Annotated in this window: 18 protein-coding genes and 1 pseudogene; 6 read left to right on the top strand and 13 right to left on the bottom strand. The window is 58.5% G+C overall.

The annotated features are described in order from the left end of the window. Window positions 1-44 precede the first annotated feature (44 nt). Window positions 45-1,247 carry an MFS transporter gene (locus AB4N64_RS14805; protein WP_460116564.1) on the top strand — a complete coding sequence of 401 codons (1,203 nt, stop codon included), beginning with the start codon at window positions 45-47 and terminating at the stop codon, window positions 1,245-1,247. Here AB4N64_RS14805 and AB4N64_RS14810 read toward each other — a convergent pair. Beyond that, entirely contained in the window at window positions 1,219-2,658 is a 1,440-nt protein-coding gene (locus AB4N64_RS14810; protein WP_460116566.1) for an HD domain-containing phosphohydrolase, read from the bottom strand. The genes AB4N64_RS14805 and AB4N64_RS14810 overlap by 29 nt on opposite strands. Window positions 2,659-2,766: 108 nt before the next feature. Between AB4N64_RS14810 and AB4N64_RS14815 the strand changes: the two genes are divergently transcribed. Further along, the gene (locus tag AB4N64_RS14815) at window positions 2,767-3,528 is read left to right on the top strand and encodes an alpha/beta fold hydrolase (RefSeq protein ID WP_460116567.1); all 762 of its coding nucleotides are present in this window, start codon (window positions 2,767-2,769) and stop codon (window positions 3,526-3,528) included. Between the two features lie 120 nt (window positions 3,529-3,648). On the opposite strand, the pseudogene AB4N64_RS14820 reads toward AB4N64_RS14815, so the two are convergent. From AB4N64_RS14820 to pqqA, 3 genes and pseudogenes are all read right to left on the bottom strand, one after another. Further along, a pseudogene (locus tag AB4N64_RS14820) lies at window positions 3,649-3,780 on the bottom strand (hypothetical protein); the annotation flags it as partial. Between the two features lie 26 nt (window positions 3,781-3,806). Then, window positions 3,807-4,016, bottom strand: a complete 210-nt coding sequence (locus AB4N64_RS14825) for a hypothetical protein (protein ID WP_460126756.1) — start codon at window positions 4,014-4,016, stop codon at window positions 3,807-3,809. A 128-nt stretch (window positions 4,017-4,144) separates the two neighbouring features. Then, window positions 4,145-4,216: a pyrroloquinoline quinone precursor peptide PqqA gene (pqqA, locus tag AB4N64_RS14830; protein WP_003243383.1), complete on the bottom strand. Its 72-nt coding sequence runs from the start codon at window positions 4,214-4,216 to the stop codon at window positions 4,145-4,147. 348 nt (window positions 4,217-4,564) lie between these two features. Between pqqA and AB4N64_RS14835 the strand changes: the two genes are divergently transcribed. Then, window positions 4,565-6,514, top strand: a complete 1,950-nt coding sequence (locus AB4N64_RS14835) for a sigma-54-dependent Fis family transcriptional regulator (protein WP_460116569.1) — start codon at window positions 4,565-4,567, stop codon at window positions 6,512-6,514. Window positions 6,515-6,569: 55 nt separating this feature from the next. On the opposite strand, the gene aldA is transcribed toward AB4N64_RS14835, so the two are convergent. Beyond that, on the bottom strand, window positions 6,570-8,006 hold the full coding sequence (gene aldA / locus AB4N64_RS14840; RefSeq protein ID WP_460116571.1) for an aldehyde dehydrogenase: 1,437 nt from the start codon (window positions 8,004-8,006) through the stop codon (window positions 6,570-6,572). Window positions 8,007-8,058: 52 nt separating this feature from the next. Then, window positions 8,059-10,227 carry a PQQ-dependent dehydrogenase, methanol/ethanol family gene (locus AB4N64_RS14845; RefSeq protein ID WP_460116572.1) on the bottom strand — a complete coding sequence of 723 codons (2,169 nt, stop codon included), beginning with the start codon at window positions 10,225-10,227 and terminating at the stop codon, window positions 8,059-8,061. A 397-nt stretch (window positions 10,228-10,624) separates the two neighbouring features. Between AB4N64_RS14845 and AB4N64_RS14850 the strand changes: the two genes are divergently transcribed. Together AB4N64_RS14850 and AB4N64_RS14855 are read left to right on the top strand one after the other, a co-directional pair. Beyond that, window positions 10,625-11,632, top strand: coding sequence for a zinc-binding alcohol dehydrogenase family protein (locus tag AB4N64_RS14850; protein ID WP_460116573.1), 1,008 nt, complete (start codon window positions 10,625-10,627; stop codon window positions 11,630-11,632). Window positions 11,633-11,661: 29 nt separating this feature from the next. Then, window positions 11,662-12,813, top strand: a complete 1,152-nt coding sequence (locus AB4N64_RS14855; RefSeq protein ID WP_460116575.1) for an L-dopachrome tautomerase-related protein — start codon at window positions 11,662-11,664, stop codon at window positions 12,811-12,813. Window positions 12,814-12,995: 182 nt separating this feature from the next. Here the strand turns inward: AB4N64_RS14855 and AB4N64_RS14860 are convergent, their stop codons facing one another. Both AB4N64_RS14860 and AB4N64_RS14865 read right to left on the bottom strand, forming a co-directional pair. Then, window positions 12,996-13,898: a substrate binding domain-containing protein gene (locus AB4N64_RS14860; protein ID WP_460126758.1), complete on the bottom strand. Its 903-nt coding sequence runs from the start codon at window positions 13,896-13,898 to the stop codon at window positions 12,996-12,998. Window positions 13,899-13,915: 17 nt separating this feature from the next. After that, window positions 13,916-14,854 carry a DMT family transporter gene (locus tag AB4N64_RS14865; protein WP_460116576.1) on the bottom strand — a complete coding sequence of 313 codons (939 nt, stop codon included), beginning with the start codon at window positions 14,852-14,854 and terminating at the stop codon, window positions 13,916-13,918. Between the two features lie 138 nt (window positions 14,855-14,992). Between AB4N64_RS14865 and AB4N64_RS14870 the strand changes: the two genes are divergently transcribed. Next, complete coding sequence (locus AB4N64_RS14870) at window positions 14,993-15,496, top strand: Lrp/AsnC family transcriptional regulator (RefSeq protein ID WP_175380333.1); 504 nt, start codon at window positions 14,993-14,995, stop codon at window positions 15,494-15,496. A 70-nt stretch (window positions 15,497-15,566) separates the two neighbouring features. On the opposite strand, the gene AB4N64_RS14875 is transcribed toward AB4N64_RS14870, so the two are convergent. From AB4N64_RS14875 to AB4N64_RS14895, 5 genes are all read right to left on the bottom strand, one after another. Further along, window positions 15,567-15,746: a hypothetical protein gene (locus tag AB4N64_RS14875; protein WP_460116577.1), complete on the bottom strand. Its 180-nt coding sequence runs from the start codon at window positions 15,744-15,746 to the stop codon at window positions 15,567-15,569. A gap of 776 nt (window positions 15,747-16,522) precedes the next feature. Further along, a complete protein-coding gene (locus AB4N64_RS14880) occupies window positions 16,523-17,002 on the bottom strand; it encodes a hypothetical protein (protein ID WP_460116579.1) in 480 nt (159 codons plus the stop codon). A gap of 57 nt (window positions 17,003-17,059) precedes the next feature. Beyond that, the gene (locus tag AB4N64_RS14885) at window positions 17,060-17,560 is read right to left on the bottom strand and encodes a hypothetical protein (protein ID WP_460116580.1); all 501 of its coding nucleotides are present in this window, start codon (window positions 17,558-17,560) and stop codon (window positions 17,060-17,062) included. A gap of 127 nt (window positions 17,561-17,687) precedes the next feature. Then, window positions 17,688-17,885: a DUF4926 domain-containing protein gene (locus tag AB4N64_RS14890; protein WP_460116582.1), complete on the bottom strand. Its 198-nt coding sequence runs from the start codon at window positions 17,883-17,885 to the stop codon at window positions 17,688-17,690. A gap of 5 nt (window positions 17,886-17,890) precedes the next feature. Further along, window positions 17,891-20,914, bottom strand: a complete 3,024-nt coding sequence (locus AB4N64_RS14895) for a hemagglutinin repeat-containing protein (RefSeq protein ID WP_460116584.1) — start codon at window positions 20,912-20,914, stop codon at window positions 17,891-17,893. Window positions 20,915-20,930: the final 16 nt, after the last annotated feature.

The raw sequence follows: 20,930 nt of genomic DNA on the forward strand, positions 1-20,930 counted from the left end.
CCGATCCAGGGGGCGCGATGCTTTGCGTTTAAAGGATTCAAACCATGACCCAACCCCCCAAAACATCCTGGGGCGCGGTATTCGCCATGTCCCTCGCCGCCTTCGTGCTGGTGGCCTCGGAATTCATGCCCGTCAGCCTGCTGACACCGATTGCCGCCGACCTGCATGTCACCGAAGGCCAGGCCGGCCAGGGCATCGCCGTGTCCGGATTGTTCGCGCTGATCACCAGCCTGCTGATCGCCTCGATCGCGGCGCGGGTCGACCGCAAACCCCTGCTGCTGTCCCTGACGTTGCTGATGATCGTCTCCGGGACGGTGGCTGCTTTCGCACCGAACTACACGATCTTCATGATGGGCCGCGCCCTGATCGGCGTTGCCATTGGAGGGTTCTGGTCGCTGTCGGCGGCCACCGCCATGCGCCTGGTTCCTGAAGACCAGGTCACGCGGGCGATGGCCATCGTCAACGGCGGCAATGCCCTGGCAACGGTGATTGCTGCGCCACTGGGCAGCTTTGTCGGTTCGTTGATCGGCTGGCGCGGGGCGTTTTTCTGCATTGTGCCAGTCGCCGTCATCGCCGCGGCGTGGTTGATGTTCAGCATGCCGTCCCTGAAAAACAGCGCCAGCGCCGGCAGCGGCAACGTCTTCCGGTTGATGAAACGAATGCCGGTGGCCCTGGGCATGATTGCAGTCAGCGTGTTCTTCATGGGCCAGTTCATGCTGTTCACCTACCTGCGTCCTTTCCTTGAAACGGTCACGCAGGTCAGCGTTTCCACGCTGTCACTGATGTTGCTGGTGCTCGGCTTGGCGGGCCTGGCCGGGACCTTCCTGATTGAAGGGTTTCTCAAATCCGGCCTGCATCGCACCCTGATCGCCATCCCCGTACTGATGGCCGTGATCGCCCTGGCGCTGTTGTCCTTCGGCAGCTCGGCGATGACCACCACGGTTTTACTCGGCCTGTGGGGATTGGTCGCCACGGCGGCGCCGGTGGGTTGGTGGACCTGGTTGGCGAAAACCCTGCCGGACGATGCCGAAGCGGGTGGCGGCCTGATGGTCGCCATCGTGCAACTGGCGATCGCCTCCGGCGCCACCGTGGGCGGTTTGCTGTTCGACTTCAGCGGCTATCGCGCAACGTTCGAGTCGAGCGCGATGTTGCTGGGTGTCGCGGCTGTCCTGGCGTGGCTGGCGGGTCGCTGCGCATCGCGGGAGATGCGTGGGGTAATCAGATCAATCCCAACGTCAACGCCTTGAGCGTCGCGGCGGCCCGTGTGGTGCACTGCAATTTGCGGAACACGCTTTCAACGTGGGTGCGCACCGTGCTCGGGCTGATGCCGAGCTGGCGCGCCACCTCCTTGTTGCTGCCACCCATGCTGATGCACTGCAGGATCTGGGTCTCTCGTTCACTGAGCGGGCTGGTGTTGGACTTACAGGGGGCCACGGCGCTCTCACCCCGCGCGGCGGCGATCACCGCCTGACAAGCGCGCGGGTCGAAACGCCCTTCTGCTGCTTCCTCGAGCAGCAGGCGTTCGGCGTCACTCTCGCTGAACGCTGGACGCCAGGGTCGCACGCAACGCAATGCCTGCCAGGCAAGCGCCGCCGCCAGCAAACGGTGTTCAGGTTGCAGGGCATCCCCGTCCAGCCCCCGGAAATAACCGCTGCCATCGAGTCGTTCGTAGGCGTTGGCGGCGATTTGACCGGGAGCCACCAGCTCAGGGATCTGCTTGCAGGTGCGCGACGTCCAGTACGGCACCAGTCGCACCTGTTCGAGATCGCCATCGAGCAATGGACCGGGCAGGTTCCAGATGCGATTGGGCACCGCCGCCCGACCGACGCCATGAATGAGCGCCGCTTTGCCCAGTTGCTCGATGGAGGGTTCGGCGAGGCCCCACAGCTTGGCCGCGTCGCGCACCAGTTCGGCCGAGCGCCGGGAATAACCCGCCAGCCAGGGAATTTTCAGGTCGATCACATCGCCTACCAACGTTAGCGGCACCTGTGCCTTCAGCGCGGGCGAGCTTGAATGGGTGGCTGGCGGTTCCCTCAATGCGTCCAGCCATTCGGCGGCATTGCGTGAAAGCTCGGCGGCCAGCGAGGCCGGATAACGACGGTTGCCCTGGCCCGCAATCCACTCGAGCGCAGAATCGAGCCCGTGCACCCGCGAGAGAATCTCCAGGTCCCCGGCCAGCAGCACTCGATAGACCACCTCCGGCACTTCGGGATGGCGCAGGCCCCCCGGGCGACCTTCGCCGTCGAATTGCTCGAACACATGGCGCAGTCCCAGTTCGACCGGCGCACTCAACCCCAAAGTCTGGGCGATGTCACCCGCCACCTCACAATGTACCTGGGCCTGCGGCGCGGTCTTGCGCATGGCCCGCAGCCCCGCCGGGCCCAGCGTCTGGCTGAGCATCGCGTTGCGCCCGGCGACGTCATCACCGAGCAGGCGCATGAAGTCCTCGGCGTTGGCGGTGCAACCGGACCAGCGCAGCAGGGACACCTGTCGCGCCACTTCGATGTGTTCGCCGGCGCCGTCGCAGGTTTGCGCAAGCCACTGGGCCAGGCGGGCGGCGCGGCGTGACTGATCAGTGGGTTGGCCCATGCTCAAATCGCCCACAACGGACAGGCACACCATTGCACTTTCCAGCTCAACCGCGTCGGCACCCTTCATCACGCTCTCCATTATTCACCTGTTTTTTGTCCGCCTCGGATAAACGACCGATACCGGACCTCACGCGTATTCCGGAAACTGGTCACATCAACCACAGGAGATTCCACCATGTTCAAACCCAAGGCAATCGCCCTCGCCCTCGCCATGACCGCTTCCGTTTTTGCTGGCGCAAGCCACGCTGCCACCCCGCAACCTTCGGTAGTGATCGTGCACGGCGCATTCGCCGACGGCTCCGACTGGGCCAAGGTCGTTCCATTGCTGCAAGCCGAAGGCATCAAGGTCACCGTGGTGCAGAACCCGCTGACTTCGCTGGCCGATGACGTGGCCGCCACTCAGCGCGTACTGAACAACCAGGACGGCAATGTGGTGCTGGTCGGCCACTCCTGGGGCGGTACAGTAATCACTCAGGCCGGTACTGACCAGAAAGTTCGTAGCCTGGTGTACGTCGCCGCGTTCGCCCCGGATGCCGGCCAGGCCGTCAAGGACCTGGGCAAGCAATACCCGGCGCCGTCCGGCACGAAGGACATCGCCGCCGATAAAAACGGCTTCCTCTACATGACCGCACAAGGCATGGCCACCGGCTTCGCTCAGGACCTGCCTGCTGCCCAGACCGCCGTCATGACCTCGACCCAGGGCCCGATCCGCGCCGCTGCATTCGAGGACAAGACCAGCGCCGCCGCCTGGAAAGGCAAGCCGTCGTGGTACGTAGTCGCCCGTGAAGACCGCATGATCCAGCCAGACTTGCAACGCGATTTTGCCAAGAAGATCAAGGCGCAGGTCACCGAGGTGGAGTCCAGCCACGTGCCTCAACAGTCGCGCCCGGCAGATGTGGCCAAGGTGATCATCGATGCGGTGCACAGCACCCAATAAGTGAGTGGGTGCCAGGACCATGACAGGCGATTGATGCCTGTCATGGTTTTTCGATGCAGACGCCGGAAGGATCTTCCGGCATCTATTTATGAGCGCCGTCCCTGACAGCGCAGATCCAGACTACTTCGCCTTGGCACTCTTGATATCGCTGATGATCTGCTGGGCAAGCGCTTCCACCTGCTCCTTGGTCATGGCCGACATGACCCCCTCCCAGGCAGACGATGACGTGTCATAGGTTCGCGTGCCGATCACGACGAGATCAACGCCACCAGGCCCGCTCAGTGCAAGGTCGCCGCTCTGCGGCCTTCGCCGATCCTGATTCGATCCAACGCGCGGTTCAACGCATCCAGGGCATCGAGAAGCGCCTTGGCCTCGGCCTCTCGACCATTGCCCCAAAGACGCTCAGCCATTTTGTTCAAGGCCTGGATCGACCGCTCGATATCAGCGGCAGTTACTGAAGCCCTGTTCTCAGGTGGTGTTTTTGGCATTTCAGGAGCCTTTGCAAGGCAGGCTTTGAGTCTGCGATGGGTGCTGACCCGTTCCGGGTGGCGACGGGACATTTAACACCATTAAAATGCCACTACGAAGATGCCCCGGCAAGCCGGGGCAACGGCGATCAACGATTGGCGAAGTACATGGTCACTTCGAAACCAATGCGCAGGTCGGTGTAGGCGGGTTTAGTCCACATGGTGTGATCCTCTTGTTATTGATAGGAATACTGCTCGCCGCAACACCTGAATCAGCGTGCTGCGACAGGTGTGTCATCCGTGGCACACCTGCGCCGCCCACCCGACCCCGCCCTGCAGTCCTTTCAGTGCGCTGGATTGGGCCTTGTAGGCCGACGTCCGGCTTTCGGCATGTAGCTTGCTGCAATGGTCGGCATGCGACGCAAGGATGACTGCAAAAGGCAGACCAAAGGTCTATGGTTGTTACACCTGTGCAGCGTTCACGCTCTGACTGAGCGTCGCCATTACAAAAACAACAGCCGATCCGCAGCGCCTGACCCGCTGACGGCATCGGCATCGGGAGTCCTGCTATGCCTGTGCATGCCGTGGAAACCAACGCAAGTGAACTGGCTGCCTTCGTCGATGATCACTTCCATGATCGCGGTATCCGCCCGGACCGGGTGATTGCCCAGTCCTGGTATCGCAGCATCAACCAGCACCAGCTCAACCCACGGGCGGTGAACGTCAAGAACATCCTCACCGCGGAAGAAATCCGCCAGCACCAGGCCCAGCACCAGGAATACCTGGCCATCGCCAGCCAGGGCGTCACCGGACTGGCCAAGCGCGTGGTGCCGGCCGGTTTTGCCGTGTTGCTCAGCGATGAACAAGGCATCACCCTCGACGCTCGCCTGCCCAACCAGCACGATCCCTATACCCAGTCCGGGCTGATCGTCGGCGCGCGCTGGGACGAATCGGTGGCCGGCACCAACGCCATCGGCACCGCCCTGGCCGCCCAACAGGCGATGATCATTCACCGCGAAGAACACTTCCTGGCCTCCAACTTCCGCCTCAGCTGTTCCGTGGCCCCGATCTTCGACGCCCAGGGCTTGCTGCGCGGCTGCCTCAACGCCACCTGCCTGAACAGCGCCGGGCCGAAGGAATCACAATACCTGACCCTGCAACTGGTGATCATGTATGCGCGCATGATCGAGAACTCGCACTTTCGCCAGCGCTACCGTGACTGCCTGACGCTGGCGATCAAACCGCGCGATGACATCACCGACCTGGCCAACGAACAGTTGCTGGCCCTGGATGAAAGCGGCCGGGTGGTCGGCGCCAATCGCGCTGCGTTTGTCGCCTACGACCAGGTGCAGAACCAGCCATTGCTTTGCCGGCGCATCGACACCCTGCTGCCGGCCAATGTCGATGAACTGCTAAGTATGACCAGCGGCGGCGCCCGCGGCGTGCAACTGCGTGCGCTGATCGACGAAGCGCTGGTCGACGTCGGCCTGCGTATCCCCGTCGGTCGCCTGAAACCCGCCGCACCCACACGCCCGAGTCACCCGCAGCACCCGCAACTCGACCAACTGGGCGGCCGCGACCCGGTGCTGCAGCAAGGCGTACGACGTATTCGCAAGGTGATCGACAAGGGCATCCCCATCCTGATCACCGGCGAAACCGGCACCGGCAAAGAAGCCTTCGCCCGCGCCGTCCACCAGGCCAGCCTGCGCCGCAAGGGCCCCTTCGTGGCGCTGAACTGCGCCGCAATTCCCGAAACCCTGATCGAGAGCGAACTGTTCGGCTATCGCGCCGGCAGCTTTACCGGCGCCGACAGGAAAGGCATGAAAGGCAAACTGGAACTGGCCAATGGCGGCACCCTGTTCCTCGACGAAATCGGCGACATGCCCGCACACCTGCAAACCCGTTTGCTGCGCGTGCTGGCGGAACGGGAAATCTCCCCCATCGGCGCAGCCGCGCCGGTGGCGCTGGACGTCCAGGTGGTGTCCGCCACCCACCAGAACCTGGCCGACATGATCAGCGCCAAACAGTTTCGCGAAGACCTGTTCTACCGCCTCAGCGGCATGACCTTGCACCTGCCGGCCCTGCGCGAACGCAGCGACCGCGCCGAACTGCTCGATGAACTGCTGGCCGCCCAACCCGGCGCGGCCGGGTTACGCCTGGACAACGAAGCGCGGGCCCGGCTACTGGCCTACCCCTGGCCCGGCAACATCCGCCAGTTGCTCAATGGGCTGCGTTACGCCGTGGCGTTGGCTGAAGACGGGGTGATTGATAGCGATTGTCTGCCGGCGGAATTGCAGGGGATGATTGCGCCGCTACCGCTCGCCCTGGCACCCGACGTGCCGCCCAGCAGCAATCTGGCCGAACAACTGTGCAGCGATGAGGCACGGCACCTGTATGCCACGTTGCGGCAGCATCAATGGAACATCACCGCAGCGGCCGACAGCTTCGGGATTTCGCGCTCCACGCTGTATCGCAAAATGAAAAAACACGGGATCGTGCAGCCCAACGAGGTATTTTGAGCACGAACACGATCACCCCGTGCAGAAGCCGGGCGCTTTCACGCCCGGCCATCATTCACTCCTGGATGTACACCACATGGGTATGGGTGAACTCATACAACCCATGCTTGCCATCCGCCCCACCGATCCCGGACTTGCGCGTACCGGCATGGAAGCCCTGCATGGCTTCGAAGTTTTCGCGGTTGATATAGGTCTCGCCAAAGTCGAGTTCGCGGGCGGCCTTCAACCCGGCACTCAGATTGCGGGTGTAAACCGACGAGGTCAGGCCGTATTCGCTGTCGTTGGCCAAGGCAATGGCTTCATCCAGCGAGTCGACCACCTGCACCGGCAATACCGGCCCGAAGATTTCTTTGCGCATGATCTCCATATCGGCCTTGCAGCCGGCCAGCACGGTGGGCTGGTAGTGGAAACCTTTGCCAAGGTGGGCGACGTTGCCGCCCGTGATGATTTGCGCACCGTGGCTGCTGGCGGTCTTGACCATCTGCGCGACCTTGTCCAGACCGATCTGATTGACCAGCGGGCCCATATCCAGACCAGCTTCCCTGGACGGGTCACCGTACTTGGTGGCGGCCATGGCGCTGGCCAGTTTGTCGATAAACTCATCCGCCACACCACGCTCGACGTACACCCGTTCAGCGCAGTTGCACACTTGCCCGGTGTTGATCACGCGTGAGGCCGTGATGGCTTTAACCGCCAGCTCCAGGTCGGCATCACCCAGTACGATGGCCGGCGCCTTGCCGCCCAGCTCAAGGTTGAGCTTGGTGATGTTCGGGGCGGCGGCGGCCATGATCCGCGAGCCGGTGGCGACGCTGCCGGTGAAGCTGATCAGGTCGATACCGGCATGGCTCGTGAGGACATGCCCTACGCCTGCACCAGTACCGCTGACCACGTTGAACACGCCGGTGGGCAGGTCGGTCTCAGCGACCAGGCGGGCGAATTCGAAGCAGTTGATGGGCGTCTCTTCGCTGGGTTTGATCACGATGGTGTTACCGGTGATCAGTGCCGGCGCCATCTTGCGGGCGATGAGGAAGAACGGGAAATTCCACGGCAGAATGCCGGCCACCACACCCAGGGGTTTACGTTGCAGGAAGATATGTTCGCCAGCGCGGTCACTGGTCAGCACTTCCCCTTCCAGGCGGCGGGCCCACTCGGCCATGTAGTCGAGGTAGTCGGCGGTGAAGTTGACTTCCACCAGCGCCAGGCCCGGCACCTTGCCTTGTTCCTGGGTGATGATGCGCGCCAGGCGGTCGGCGTTGGCGCGCACCTTGTTGGCGATCTGGCGCAGGTAACCCGCGCGTTCGATGGCCGGTTTCGCGGCCCAGCCTTTTTGCGCTTTGCGCGCGGCGGCGATGGCGCGCTCGACCTGCACAGTGGTGGCCTGTGGCACGCGAGCCAACAGGGCGGCGTCGGCCGGGTTGTACACCTCAATCAGCTCTTCACTGCCGACAAAGGCGTTATCGATGTAGTTCTGGTAGGTGACGATCTCGCTCATTGCAGTCTCTCCTGTCCATGAAAAAACGCCCGTCAGAGCGGGCGCATAAGTGTCAGTTGCTGGCGGTTTTCTTGGTGGCGGCCTGCTGTTCCTGCAGGTCATAGGCGCGCTTGATCAGGTATTGATGCACGGCTTCGGCTTGCGCAAGGTCGAGGTGGCCCTGGAACGACGGCATGCCATCGGGAATACGCCCGCCGTAGACGATGCCAAGGAAGCGTTCGTGGTTGTCCTTGCTCAGGGTCCGCAGGTCCGGCACTACACCGCCGCTGATGGCGTTGATGCCGTGACATTGCGAGCAGCTGGAGTTGAACAGTTCACGGCCCTGGTCAATCTGTGCTGGCGTGCCGGTCAGCTTCGGCGGTTCGGGTTCGCGATCGGCGAACCGGTCCTTGAGGTCCGGGAGCGTGGCAGTGCCGCCAAGCTTGTAGGTCAGCACCTGCGCATTGGGTTTGACCCCGGCACGCAACGACAAGGCACCGGCGAAGGTGGAGAATGCCCCGCCCCAACCGGCCATGAAGGTGACGTACTGTTCGCCGTCCACTTCATAGGTCACCGGGGCCGCCATCACGCCGGTGTTGGCCGGCGACTCCCAGACCTTCTTGCCGGTGTCGGCTGCGTAGGCGACTACGCGACCATTGGCGGTGCCTTCGAACACCAGATTGCCGGCGGTGCTCAGGGTGCCGCCGTTGAAGATGGTGGTGTATGGCACTTCCCAACGGGCTTCCTGCTTGACCGGGTCCCAGGCGATCAGCTTACCGGTCCAGGTGTCAGCGATCTTGCGCAGGCCCTCAGGGTCCTCCGGCATCATCCCGGTGTTCACGTCGAGCTGGTAAATGCTCTTGAACTTGGAGCGCGGTGGCGCGCCGTCAACGTCCTGGTACATGGCCGACATGATGTGCGCCGGGATGTACACCAGGCCCGTTTGCGGGTTGTACGACATAGGTTGCCAGTCGTGCGCACCCCAGAAGGCCGGCTGGATCAGGCGGGCTTTTTTCTCCGGGTCTTTCCAGTATTCGGCGACTTTCTCGTTGCGGATCGGCCGCCCGGTTTTCATGTCGATGCCGGTGGCCCAGTTGATCGGGATAAAATTCTTCGCCGACAGCAGCTCGCCCGTGGCCCGATCAATCACGTAGAAAAAACCGTTCTTCGGCGCCTGCATCAGCACCTTGCGTTGCTTGCCGTCGAGTTCCAGGTCCACCAGCATGATGTGCTGGGTAGCCGTGTAGTCCCAGGCATCGCCAGGGGTGGTCTGGTAGTGCCAGACGTATTCGCCGTTATCCGGGTTGATGGCCACGATGGAGGAGAGAAACAGGTTGTCGCCCTTGCCTTCGCTGCGGATACGCGGGTTCCACGAGGAACCGTTGCCCACGCCGATGTACAGCAGGTTCAGCTCGGGGTCATAGGACATCGAGTCCCACACCGTGCCACCACCGCCCTGCTTGTGGTAGTTGTCGCCGAACCAGGTCTTGGCGGCGATTTCCATGCCTTTCCCCTTGGGCATTTCCTTGGGGTCACCGGGCACGGTGAAGAAGCGCCAGTCCTGCTTGCCGGTCTCGGCGTCGTAGGCGGTGATGTAGCCGCGCACACCGAACTCCGCGCCACCGTTGCCGATGATCACCTTGCCTTTGACGATGCGCGGGGCGCCGGTGATGGTGATGCTGCGGGTCGGGTCGCTTCGGGTATCCACGCTCCAGACCTTCTGCCCGGTTTTGGCGTCGATGGCTTCCAGACGGCCATCGAGCACGCCGACATAGACCTTGCCATTCCACACCGCCACGCCACGGTTCACCGCATCGCAGCAGGCTTCACCGGCGCGCGAGCGGTCGGACTGCGGGTCGTATTTCCACAGCAGCTTGCCGTCGCGCGCATCCAGGGCATAGACGATTGAAAACGGCCCGGTGGTGTACATCACGCCATCGACGATGATCGGCGTAGCCTCCACACCGCGATCGATATCCAGCTTGTAGCTCCAGGCGAGGCCGAGCTTGTCGACGTTGCCGTCGTTGATTTTCTTCAGCGGGCTAAAGCGTTGTTCGTCGTAGGTGCGGCCGGTGCTCATCCAGTTGCCCGGCTCGCTGTTGGCCGCGCTGATACGCGCGCCATCCACAGCCGCAGGCTGCGCAGGCGCCCCCATGGCGTGGCCGGAAATCGCCGCGCCGAGAAGCAGTGAAGCGAGGATTTTTGAGGGAAGAAGGGACCGTGGCAGGCCAATCTGATTCATCGTGGAATCTCCAGTTCTTATTAGGAGCCAGCGCCAGGCGCGGATGGCTGCAAAGGACTGGAGCAACGGCTGTGCCAGAGGGGTTGAAACAGGCTAGAGACCAGATAGGCCGGGGTCTGTAGAGAAGTGACGCGTGATGATGAAGCCGGACACTTGTCGCAACAGAGGGACAGTGATGCGACAGGTGTAGCGGTGTTCTTTGAATCGCCTTACTGGTATGCGGGACCACTGGATTCGCCGTCCTTTCGGCCGCTGATTGGGAGATTGGAGCGCCGTTGAAGCAAATTTGTCCGAACCTTCATCAAAACGGCGAAAGTCTTACTCCGGTTGGTTGGTTTTTGAGGTAGGCCAAGGCAGTTAGCCTGACACCACTTCCCGCCCTATTGAGGTAACGCAAATGAAAGCAGTCGTATTCACCCAACCGGGTTTGCCCATTCAAGACGCTCAGTCATTGTTCGAAACCGAATTGCCTCAACCCATCCCACGCGCCCGTGATTTGCTGATCGAGGTCAAGGCGATCGCCGTCAACCCGGTCGATACCAAAGTGAGAGCTCGCAGTACCAGCAAGCAACCTCAGGTTTTGGGTTGGGACACGGTAGGCATCGTTCGTGAGGTCGGTGGTGATGTGTCGTTGTTCCGGCCAGGCGATGAAGTGTTCTACGCCGGCGCCATTGATCGCCCTGGCAGCTACAGCGAGTTTCACTTGGTTGATGAGCGCATCGTTGGGCATAAACCCCGCACGCTGGACAATGCCAGTGCCGCAGCGTTGCCGCTGACCTCCATCACCGCCTGGGAACTGTTGTTCGACCGCCTCGGCGTAAAGGAAGGCGGTGGTAAAGGGCAAAGTCTCCTGGTGATTGGCGCAGGCGGCGGTGTCGGTTCGATCCTGGTTCAGTTGGCCCGCAAGCTGACCCAACTCACGGTGATCGGCACGGCGTCTCGACCGGAAACCCGGGACTGGGTACGTGAACTGGGCGCCCATCACGTCATCGATCATTCAGGGTCGATCTCCCTACAGCTTGAAAACCTCAAACAAAGCCCCGTCGATTACGTGATCAGTCTGACCCACACCGACACCTACCTTCCCCAGATCGTCGAAGTGCTGCGCCCTCAGGGCAAGCTCGCGCTGATTGACGATCCCGAACAACTGGACGTGATTCCACTCAAGCGCAAATCGCTGTCAGTGCATTGGGAACTGATGTTCACTCGCTCGCTGTACCACACCGACGACATGATCCAACAACATCACTTGCTGGAAAGGATTTGCGCCCTGGTCGAAGAAGGCGTGATCAAGACCACGATCGGCGAGCACTTCGGCAGCATCAACGCCGAGAACCTCAAACGCGCTCATGCACTCATTGAAAGCGGCAAAGCCAAGGGCAAGATCGTCCTGGAAGGCTTCTAAAAAGCGCTTACACACGCAAGGAAACGAACATGAAAGCACTCTTCAAAGTCGCTGGACTGGCGATCGCGGTTTCTCTCAGCACAATGGCTGTAGCCGATTCTGCAACCGGCAAGGGCATCCAGATCGAACGCGTCTTCGCATTCAATGGGGCCATGCCAACGGGAGTTACTGTCACCGAGAGCGGTCGCATTTTTGTCAACTTTCCCCGTTGGGGTGACGACGTTCCATACACCGTTGCGGAAGTTGTCCAAGGAAAGGTCGTGCCTTACCCTGACCTGAAAACCAATGTCGAAGATCCGAAAAACCCGGCCGCTGGTTTCATCAGTGTGCAAAGCGTAGTCGCCGACGGCCATGGGCGGGTCTGGATACTCGATACCGCAGCACCCAGGTTTTCCGAACCCAAGGCCGGAGGCGCCAAGCTGGTCGCCATCGACCTGGCGTCCAACAAGATAGTCAAGACCGTCGTTTTCCCCCCAGAGGTGATGCTGCCCTCCACCTACGTGAACGACATGAGGTTCGACTTTCGGGTGGGCAAGGAAGGGGTCGCCTATGTTACGGATTCTTCCGTCAGTGGCCCTGGTGCAATCATTGTTGTCGATCTTGCAAGCGGCAATGCCACTCGCCGACTGAGTGGAGTCAAGTCCACCTCGGTCGATCCCTCGTTCACTCCCGTGATCGAAGGCAGACCGGCCCTTATCACAAAAAATGACAAAGGAGAAGCCGGCCTGTTGTCGGTAGCGTCTGATGGCATAGCGCTCTCAAGCGATGGCCAGACACTGTACTTCTGCCCTTTGTCGAGCAGGCATCTTTATTCAGTTTCGACCGCTCTGTTGCGAGACCCAAGCGTGAGCGATACCGAACTGGAAAAAGCGGTCATCGACTTGGGTGAGAAAGGAGCTTCCGACGGCCTTGAAGCCGATGCCAACGGAGCGGTTTATGCCGGCGATTATGAGCACAACGCAATCAGGAAACGCTTGTCCGACGGTCAATGGCAAACCCTGGTCGAGGATTCACGCTTGCTTTGGCCGGACACCTTGTCCATCGGACCCGACGGCTACTTGTACTTCACGGCCAATCAACTTCATCGTTCTCCTGGATTCAATGATGGTCAGGACAAGCGCGTGAAACCCTACAGTCTGATGCGTATCAAGATCGACGCCAAGCCTGCACAAACCCACTAGAGGGCCGTTCAATGCAAAAGCTCATCCGTCTTGTGCGCTGGATCAGGCCGGCGACTACTTCGCTAACGGGAGTGAAGCCGACTACCTGATTCGACGGGAAGGATGCTCGGCCCTGGAAGCGGCTGATAGGCGAATTGAACGCCTATCACAGCTTGAAAAAGTCTGACATCCAACATTGAGCGTCATTGCGCAACATAGCTCTCGAAACGTGTGAACAAGAAGGTTCTCAGCATTTGCACTGCCGGCGTCAGCGAAGTTCGATGTGCACACACGAGCTGAAGCGGCGCCGGCTGTCCGTACTCCTCGGGAAAGATTTCCACAAGGCGGCCCTGCCGAAGATCATCCATGACGTCGATCCTGGACTTGTAGACGACCCCCACTCCCGCTACAGCCCATCGACGAACGATATCCGCATCGTCACTGATGCGGTCCCCCGTCACCTGGACGGTTCTGGCGCCCTCTGACGAGTGAAAACTCCAACGCTCGTAAGTCTGTTCCCCCATGACATAACGAAGACAGTTATGCCGGCTTAAATCTTCGGGCGTCAGGGGAACACCATGCCGTGCGAGATAGCTGGGCGATGCACACACTGTTCTGCGGTTGAACGGTGCCAAGGCCAATGACACGAGGCTTGAGTCAGCCAGTTGGCCATATCTGATACTGGCATCCAGATGCTCGCCGAACAGGTCCGCGACCTGATCGCTGATCCGCAGTTGTAGCAATACCTTCGGATACATCAATTGAAATTCATCAAGCCAGGGCAACAGCACGTTTCTTCCGATGTCCGAAGGTATGGACAAACGGATGGTTCCGGCGATCTCATCACGCCCTTGGGTCAATGCCAGCTCGCCGAGTTCAAGGGCTTCCAGTGCTTGCCGAGCATGCGACAGGTAGCGCTCACCGTCGTCAGATACTCTCAGCCGCCGCGTGGAGCGCACGAACAATCTGACTCCCAGGATGCCCTCCAGACGCTGAACGGCGCCACTGGCCAAGGCAGGCGAGATGTCCAGCAATCGTGCCGCCGCCGAAAAGCTGCCTGCACTTGCAGTCGTAACGAATACCTGAATATCGTCGACCCGAACTATTTTCTTCACTTTTACAATCAACTCCTCGCGGTATTACGCGCAACCAGCGCAGCGATGACAACACCGAACACTACCAGGCAAAGTCCAAGCAGGAACTTACCTGAGACTGTGGCTTCGAGAGTAAGACAGGAAAAAACAATCCCCACCAATGGCACCCCCATGGTGAAATTCGACATCGCAAACGTCGACACCCTTCTCCCAAATTCCGCTGATATTACAAAACACGCTGATGTTGCGATGGGACCAATGAAAAAAAGCTCCTCTAACAGATCGGCACTGACTTTTATGGAGGTGGGAGGACCTTCTGTGAGAGTGGCAGCAATTGCCAGTGGAACGGTCGCAAGCAGCATCTGCCATGGGGCGAGTGCCAAGGGAGACGTGACCCAATGGTGGCGCTTGATATGGAGGATAACGATTGCCCAACTGATGGCCGCCAGAATCAGGAACACCGCACCCAGCACAGTATCCTTATTCGACCAATCCAACTCGCCGGGCGAACAAACCACTGCAATACCGATCAGGCCAATCAGGAGTGCGGACACCTGCATCCTCGACGGTGTTTCGCGAAAAATAAGCCAAGCCACTAACACGCACCATAAGGGTGTTGTATACGCCAGAAGCACTGCACGGCTGGTGTCGATGTGCACCATGGCCACCAAACCCAGCCCGGTAAAAGCCATCATCTGCAATAAACCAACGCTTGCGATGATCGCAAGGTCTTTGGCTACCGGGAGTTTCAGTTGCCCCCGCAAGATCAAATACATGAACAAACACAGCGCCGCGCTGGAAAACCGGATGGTGGCCAGCCAGAGCGGAGGCACATCCTGTAATGCAAGCTTGGTGATAGGCCAACTGCTGCCCCAGAGCAGTACCATCACAGCCAGCCACATATACGTGTTTTGAAACCCGAAAGTCCCGCCTCGAGCTCTTACAAGTAATTCGGTGGAAACACTCATGATTGCGCTCCGGAAAGTTATCCCATCGAGCAATCATGATATTTCTACCCAGCAGCAAAAATGCTTCTATCTGTTTCCTGAAAACGAATAATTAGGTACGTTTCACCTATCAACGACCCATTACAGGAAAAACCTACCATGAGCCGCGCAAAACTGGACGATGCCAGCCTGCGAATCCTCGACGCATTGCAGAAGAACGCAGAATTGAGCAATGCCGAATTGGCAGATATCGTGGGGCTGTCCACTTCGCCGTGTTGGCGACGCGTTGCGGAGATGAAAGAAAACGGGGTTCTTCGAGGTGCAGTCACATTGGTCGACCCCGCGAAGCTGGAGCTTGCGATTAACGTGTTCGTACACGTCACCCTGAAGCTTCAGGACAAGCAATCACTGGAGATATTTACCAATGCGATCAGGGAGCGACCGGAAGTCATGGAATGTTATTTGATGAGCGGCGAGGCTGATTTCATGCTGAGGGTTGTGAGCGAGGATATTTCAAAATACCAGACCTTACTGCTCGACTGTCTCACGACCATACCTGTCGTAGCGAGTATCAGGTCAAGCTTTGCCCTGAGCCAAGTGAAGTACACCACGGCACTTCCGACCAATCATCTGCGTGGTCGATCCAGCTTGGCTCACGGTTGAAGTCAAAACACTCGAAGGCGTCGCCGCACACGAAGCATTGCGATTCAAAGCCCTTCAAGAATAACTTCCTTTAGGGCAATCCATTTCCGAGCCAAAACTCCGGCTGCTGTATCTCGAGCATATCCGGGTCGCTGAAGCCTTCTGCTGCAAGCCGGATCGGGTCAGCTTTGGTGTGAAGCGCAGGGATGGGCTCATTGTGTAGGGAAGATTCAGCAGTGATCTCTGCTGCAGCGGTGGTCATGTCATTCATGGCAGTCGCTCCAATTGTTGAGTGATCAGCTTGAACGGCAAAAAAATCTGGCGACACCCGCCAGCCAATGAAACAGTTTCAGCAAATTGAAGAAAGCGTAGGTGCAGGTCGCACGAGTCTTGGCGCGCAATGCCTTACTTGGCGGTCTACGGGTCGGTCGACCCAAGTGATTCTATGTCAAAGCAGAAAAACACCCCGCTACGGTTTTTAGCTCGTCACTCAGCTCCTGGGCGACCTTATTCAGTCGCTGACAAAAAGCCCTTACGGTTCCGTGGCAAAGCTATCGGACAAACAGTGCCCAACGATTGGCTGGCGCCGGTCCTGGATGAGGTGGTGGCGTTCATTCATGGGCAGGAACGAGCGTCGGAAATTTCTCACGACAGATGAAGCTGGTCGATCCGTTGTTCAAGGTGTAGGCCTAGCGGTAAAACGTTCCCCCCTTTGCCGCAATGTCAATCCACTGGTCAGGGCGTAGGCCGTATATTCGCCTTGCCAAGCCAAAAATTTTTAAATAAACGACCACCAACAATTTCAGGATATAGACCACTAAGTTTGCCTACCTACTAAACCAACCTAAAAATCAACACCTAATTTTTCAGCCAACTCTCTCAACCTCAGAGAAACCTCGATAATCTCATCCTTGTTTAATCCACAATATGTCGGCAGTGAGTCATCTGGAATATTCTGAATTAGAGCAAACCCGCACGACACAAAATACCGAAGCTCTTTCGGCGTGACTTCTAACATAATAATTTTTGAATCTATATTTCGCTCACTCATTTCTTGGGAACCTGAGATTTAATGTAATTATCCCAACCGACCCCACCTTGGTCAGGCCTGAACGCCGTAGCTTCGCCCCTCTGCCCCCGAATAACAATCGTCTTTGTTGAGTTATCAAGATAGTACACTGTTCCATCAACGGATTGGCGCCGCTCAATTTCTGGATTGGAAACGATCTTTTCAATAAAGCTCTGAAACTCATTTTTTGTACTGATGCCAAGATCAGCGAACTCTTGCCGCTCGATCACATGCTTCTGAAAGGCATGCCCACTAGCAACCTCCTCAGCCAAAAGCTGGGAACTGAGCCTGTCCTGATTGACAGCGCTCTCCGCTCCGGAGCTACCATTGCCTTCCCCTACACCGTTGCCATTGCTACTTTCATTGTAGACTGCCCCCGGATTCAACTGATGGCCCGGAGTTACATAAGTGTCACCTCCTTGTTGGCCATCCAACTGGCTTCCACCAGTATGCGGCATTGTAGAGGCCTGGCCGCCCTCAGCATAACCGCCACTGCTTGGGTTTTGCCCGCCAGCCTAGGCCAGCAATCCTTCATATTTCTTCAAACGCGGATCGAGGACATGGATTGGAAGCCCCATGTTTTCGAGTGCGACATCCACAATCATCTTCACCATGACGGCACGCTGGGTCGCGTCACTCACGCCCCGCTCGATGGAGTCGATCGCACTCGATACCGCCGTCTGCATCTCTGCCTGCCGCTCAGGTGGTAATTGTGTGGCAGCGAGGGATGTCGCCAACGCCCCCAATAGCACAGAACCCGCCAATACCACAGGCACAAAGTTATGGCGGTTCTGTTGCAGGGCGTTGGTCATGGCCATCACCACCAAAACGCGCAAGACGTTGTCGGGATTCTGAGCTGCCATATCCGTTAGGCGCTGCGCAACAAGCTCGAAATCCTTGCCTCCCTCAGTTGCCGAAACCCTCGCTAGTAGCGACTTTACCGTGTTGGCGCGGGTTTCCTCGTTGCGATTGCCCAATTGGCGCGTCAGCTCACGTGCAATCTGCTGACGATTCACCAGCTCCGCTCCGATACTGTCTTGCGTGAACAGGATATCTTTCGAGTTCGCATAAACAGTCAAATTATCTGGTAAGGCAGATTGCAGCTTTTGGCCTAGTGCTTCTACACCTTTTGCCCTAAATGTATTACGTCATAGACTCAAACTGTGATGGTCTCAGTGCCACCTGTGCAGTGGTGGCACCTTTCTCATCGCAGAGCTCAACCTCATAAGCTTCCTCTGGTTCCGAGAACACGGCAACTATTACTCCGAGGCTGCCACTAAAAACTCCCTCCGAAGGAATGTCCTCTAATAAGCGCACGACTTCGTTAATTTCTAAAGGCATATGAGTTACTTCACAAAAATTGTTGTCAGTTCTGGAGTATTTGAGCCGGGCTTATAAATCCATCCACTTCTAACGACTCCGCTTCCATTTGGACCTGTAACGGGAATGTCAACAGTAAAGCGAGCTCCATATTGATCCACCTTCCCAGGAGTTGGCGTGTTTTTCATTACCCCTTCCTGAAGCTGCTTCATCAGCAGATCAGAATTGCCCTTCGTAAATCCAAGCACCGATTCAAAAACACGAGCCTTGTTACCACCAACAGGATGATCAGGATTCAATGCGTAGTCTGTGAGCTTGCGCGGGTCAATAACCGCACGATTGGAGCCTACAAGTGAATGAGCTTCGACGAGCTCCGGAACTCCTTTTGCACCTTCAGCATTGTTCTCGTTATTGTATACCACACCCGGATTCAACTGATGACCTGGCGTCACATAAACACTACCACCTTGTTGGCCATCCAGCTGCGTCCCCCCAGTATTTGGAGTTGTAACGGCCTGCCCACCCTCCGCATACCCCCCACTGCTCGGGTTTTGCTTAGTCATCTCCGCCAGCAAACCTTCATACTTCTTCAACCGCGGATCGAGGACATGGATTGGAAGCCCCATGTTTTCGAGTGCGACATCCACAATCATCTTCACCATGACGGCACGCTGGGTCGCGTCACTCACGCCCCGCTCGATGGAGTCGATCGCACTCGATACCGCCGTCTGCATCTCTGCCTGCCGCTCAGGTGGTAATTGTGTGGCAGCGAGGGATGTCGCCAACGCCCCTAATAGCACTGACCCCGCCACTAGCACTGGTACAAAATTATGCTGGGTTTGCTGCAGCAAATTCATCCGGTACATCACCGCGAGAACTTGCATTGCCTTGTCTGGGTCCTGACCAGCCATGTCCGTAAGACGCTGGGCGACTAGTTCAAAATCCTTGCTCTGGTCACTTGGAGCGACCCTAGCAAGCAGTATCTTTACCGTTTTAGCGCGGGTTTCCTCGTTGCGATTGCCTAATTGGCGCGTCAGCTCTCGTGCAATCTGCTGACGATTCACTAGCTCCGCTCCGGTACCAGTGCCCAGCGTCGCTCCGACGATCAGTAAATCGCCAAGCTTGTGCAACGTTTCTTCAGCGTTTTCCCCATACTTCGAAACGCTGTCCTTCCAACCTTGCAGAGTGTCAGCAGGGTTCAGAACAGCCTTAACCGACGAGCTGGTGACATAAAGATCGGTCCGAGATTCCTTGTCGCGAGTGATTTCGTACGCTTTGTCCAGATCACGATTAAGCCCGACTGTAGAGTCTTTGCCCGTCCCTTCGTCGTTGCGCACCACGATCTCACCCGCGCCAACGGTGGCCCGCACAATTTGTTCGCGATCCTTCTCGTAGTTCCAGCCTTCAAGGCTCCAACCCGACTTGCCCTCCTTCCCTTTTCCGACTTGACTGCCATCTTGTACAGCGCCGCTGCCACCGTACGTACCGCCAACGTTCAGGTAATAACCGTGCTCTTTATCCTTCCCGGCGATATCGCTAAAGCCCAACGTGCCGGTGTCCAGCTTCAGGTTGCCGTTGTCGGCAGCAATCACTGCACCGTCAATCTGGGTGTGGTTCTCCGTACGAATGTCGACTTTGGACTTGCCAGTGATGCTGGTTTGTTCTTCGACCCAGTTGGTTTTGCCGGTGGTCTGACCATAACCCACCGAGCCACTGACACCGACGAATGAGCCGGTGGCACTGATATCGAACTCCTTGCCTTTGACTTTGCCGGTATCGGCAACCGAGGACACATTCAGATCGCCGCCCACGCGGCCGACTACTTCATCACCGCGCAGGTTGGCCCCGGCAATGTTGGTGTCCTTCCCGCTGCTGAAGCCCAATCGGTTGCCGGCGTAGAGATAAGCCTCTTGTTGTTGCTCGCCTTCTCGCTCCAGATTGCCCTTGCCGATATTGACGCTGACGTAGAGGCCTACGCCTTGCGAACCGAAGGTCAGACCGGCTTCGCCGCCGCCGTTGTGGCGGTTGTTGTCGCTGCTGCTGTCGTTGTGAGCCGATCGAATGTTGAGCTCATTGCCGGCACTCAGATCGATATCGCGCTCGGCCTTCACCTGGGTGCCGATCAGGTTCAGGTCGTTACTGGCCTTGAGGTTGACATCGCGACCGGCCCCCAATTGCGTGACCGTTGAAGAGTCCTGAGTGCTGTCAGCACTGGACGTGCCGTAACTGCCGCCGACACCCAGCTTGATGCCACCACTGGTACCGCCGTGAATGCCGCCCCAGCTTTCGGTGTTCTGGCTCTCTTCGCTGACACCACCCTTGGCAACATCGAAGGTTACGTCACGGCCTTTGACGTTGATGTCGCGCCCGGCGTTTACCCGGCTGCCATTGACCACTACATCATTGTTGGCATTGAGGTTGACGTCGTTACCCGCATTGAGCGTCGAGGATCGGTTAGTCTGCTCGATCACCACCTGACTGCTGCTCTGTTTACTGTTACCAATCTTGAGGTCGCCTGTGGGCCCCGACAGGAATTGGCCGACGGCATCCACGCCCTTGAGTACGCTCGAACCTTTGCTGACGCCGTTCTCGCCTTCATGGGCGGCTTGCCCGGCCACTTCGGTGTAGCCTTTGAGCTGGCTGGGACTACCGCCGTTGACTTCATTGAGGATCAGATTGGCGGCGCGTCCATTGAGGTTGCTGTTGCCAATGATGTAGCCACCCAGTTGCGTACTTTGCAGATTGTTGGTGGCGTTGTTGAGGATGACGCCCTGCTGACCAACGTTGAAGTCGCTGTACTGGTTATGCGACAAGCCGGCGCCATTGGGCGCGGCAATGTTCACCACCGGAACACCGTTGGCAGCCTGCCCGACAGTCGTCGCACTGCCATTGACCACGATGCCGTCGGCGAGCGCCCAAATCGGTTGCCAAAATATCGCGTTGGCGAGCATTAACGCCAATCCACGCTTGGGCAGCCCCCAGAAAGAGTCACGAGGATGCACGGAGGCAGAAGGCTGGCTGGCCAAAAAGGTGAACTGGCGGACGTCCATGTCGGTATCTCGATTA

The organism is Pseudomonas sp. S2_C03 (assembly GCF_054668405.1).

What these genes read in the sequence shown, in the direction of transcription:
- AB4N64_RS14805 (WP_460116564.1), top strand. Translation starts at nt 45, where the DNA reads ATGACCCAACCCCCCAAAACATCCTGGGGCGCGGTATTCGCCATGTCC.
- AB4N64_RS14810 (WP_460116566.1), bottom strand. Translation starts at nt 2,658, where the DNA reads ATGAAGGGTGCCGACGCGGTTGAGCTGGAAAGTGCAATGGTGTGCCTG.
- AB4N64_RS14815 (WP_460116567.1), top strand. Translation starts at nt 2,767, where the DNA reads ATGTTCAAACCCAAGGCAATCGCCCTCGCCCTCGCCATGACCGCTTCC.
- AB4N64_RS14825 (WP_460126756.1), bottom strand. Translation starts at nt 4,016, where the DNA reads ATGCCAAAAACACCACCTGAGAACAGGGCTTCAGTAACTGCCGCTGAT.
- AB4N64_RS14835 (WP_460116569.1), top strand. Translation starts at nt 4,565, where the DNA reads ATGCCTGTGCATGCCGTGGAAACCAACGCAAGTGAACTGGCTGCCTTC.
- aldA (WP_460116571.1), bottom strand. Translation starts at nt 8,006, where the DNA reads ATGAGCGAGATCGTCACCTACCAGAACTACATCGATAACGCCTTTGTC.
- AB4N64_RS14845 (WP_460116572.1), bottom strand. Translation starts at nt 10,227, where the DNA reads ATGAATCAGATTGGCCTGCCACGGTCCCTTCTTCCCTCAAAAATCCTC.
- AB4N64_RS14850 (WP_460116573.1), top strand. Translation starts at nt 10,625, where the DNA reads ATGAAAGCAGTCGTATTCACCCAACCGGGTTTGCCCATTCAAGACGCT.
- AB4N64_RS14855 (WP_460116575.1), top strand. Translation starts at nt 11,662, where the DNA reads ATGAAAGCACTCTTCAAAGTCGCTGGACTGGCGATCGCGGTTTCTCTC.
- AB4N64_RS14865 (WP_460116576.1), bottom strand. Translation starts at nt 14,854, where the DNA reads ATGAGTGTTTCCACCGAATTACTTGTAAGAGCTCGAGGCGGGACTTTC.
- AB4N64_RS14870 (WP_175380333.1), top strand. Translation starts at nt 14,993, where the DNA reads ATGAGCCGCGCAAAACTGGACGATGCCAGCCTGCGAATCCTCGACGCA.
- AB4N64_RS14875 (WP_460116577.1), bottom strand. Translation starts at nt 15,746, where the DNA reads ATGAATGACATGACCACCGCTGCAGCAGAGATCACTGCTGAATCTTCC.
- AB4N64_RS14880 (WP_460116579.1), bottom strand. Translation starts at nt 17,002, where the DNA reads ATGCCGCATACTGGTGGAAGCCAGTTGGATGGCCAACAAGGAGGTGAC.
- AB4N64_RS14890 (WP_460116582.1), bottom strand. Translation starts at nt 17,885, where the DNA reads ATGCCTTTAGAAATTAACGAAGTCGTGCGCTTATTAGAGGACATTCCT.
- AB4N64_RS14895 (WP_460116584.1), bottom strand. Translation starts at nt 20,914, where the DNA reads ATGGACGTCCGCCAGTTCACCTTTTTGGCCAGCCAGCCTTCTGCCTCC.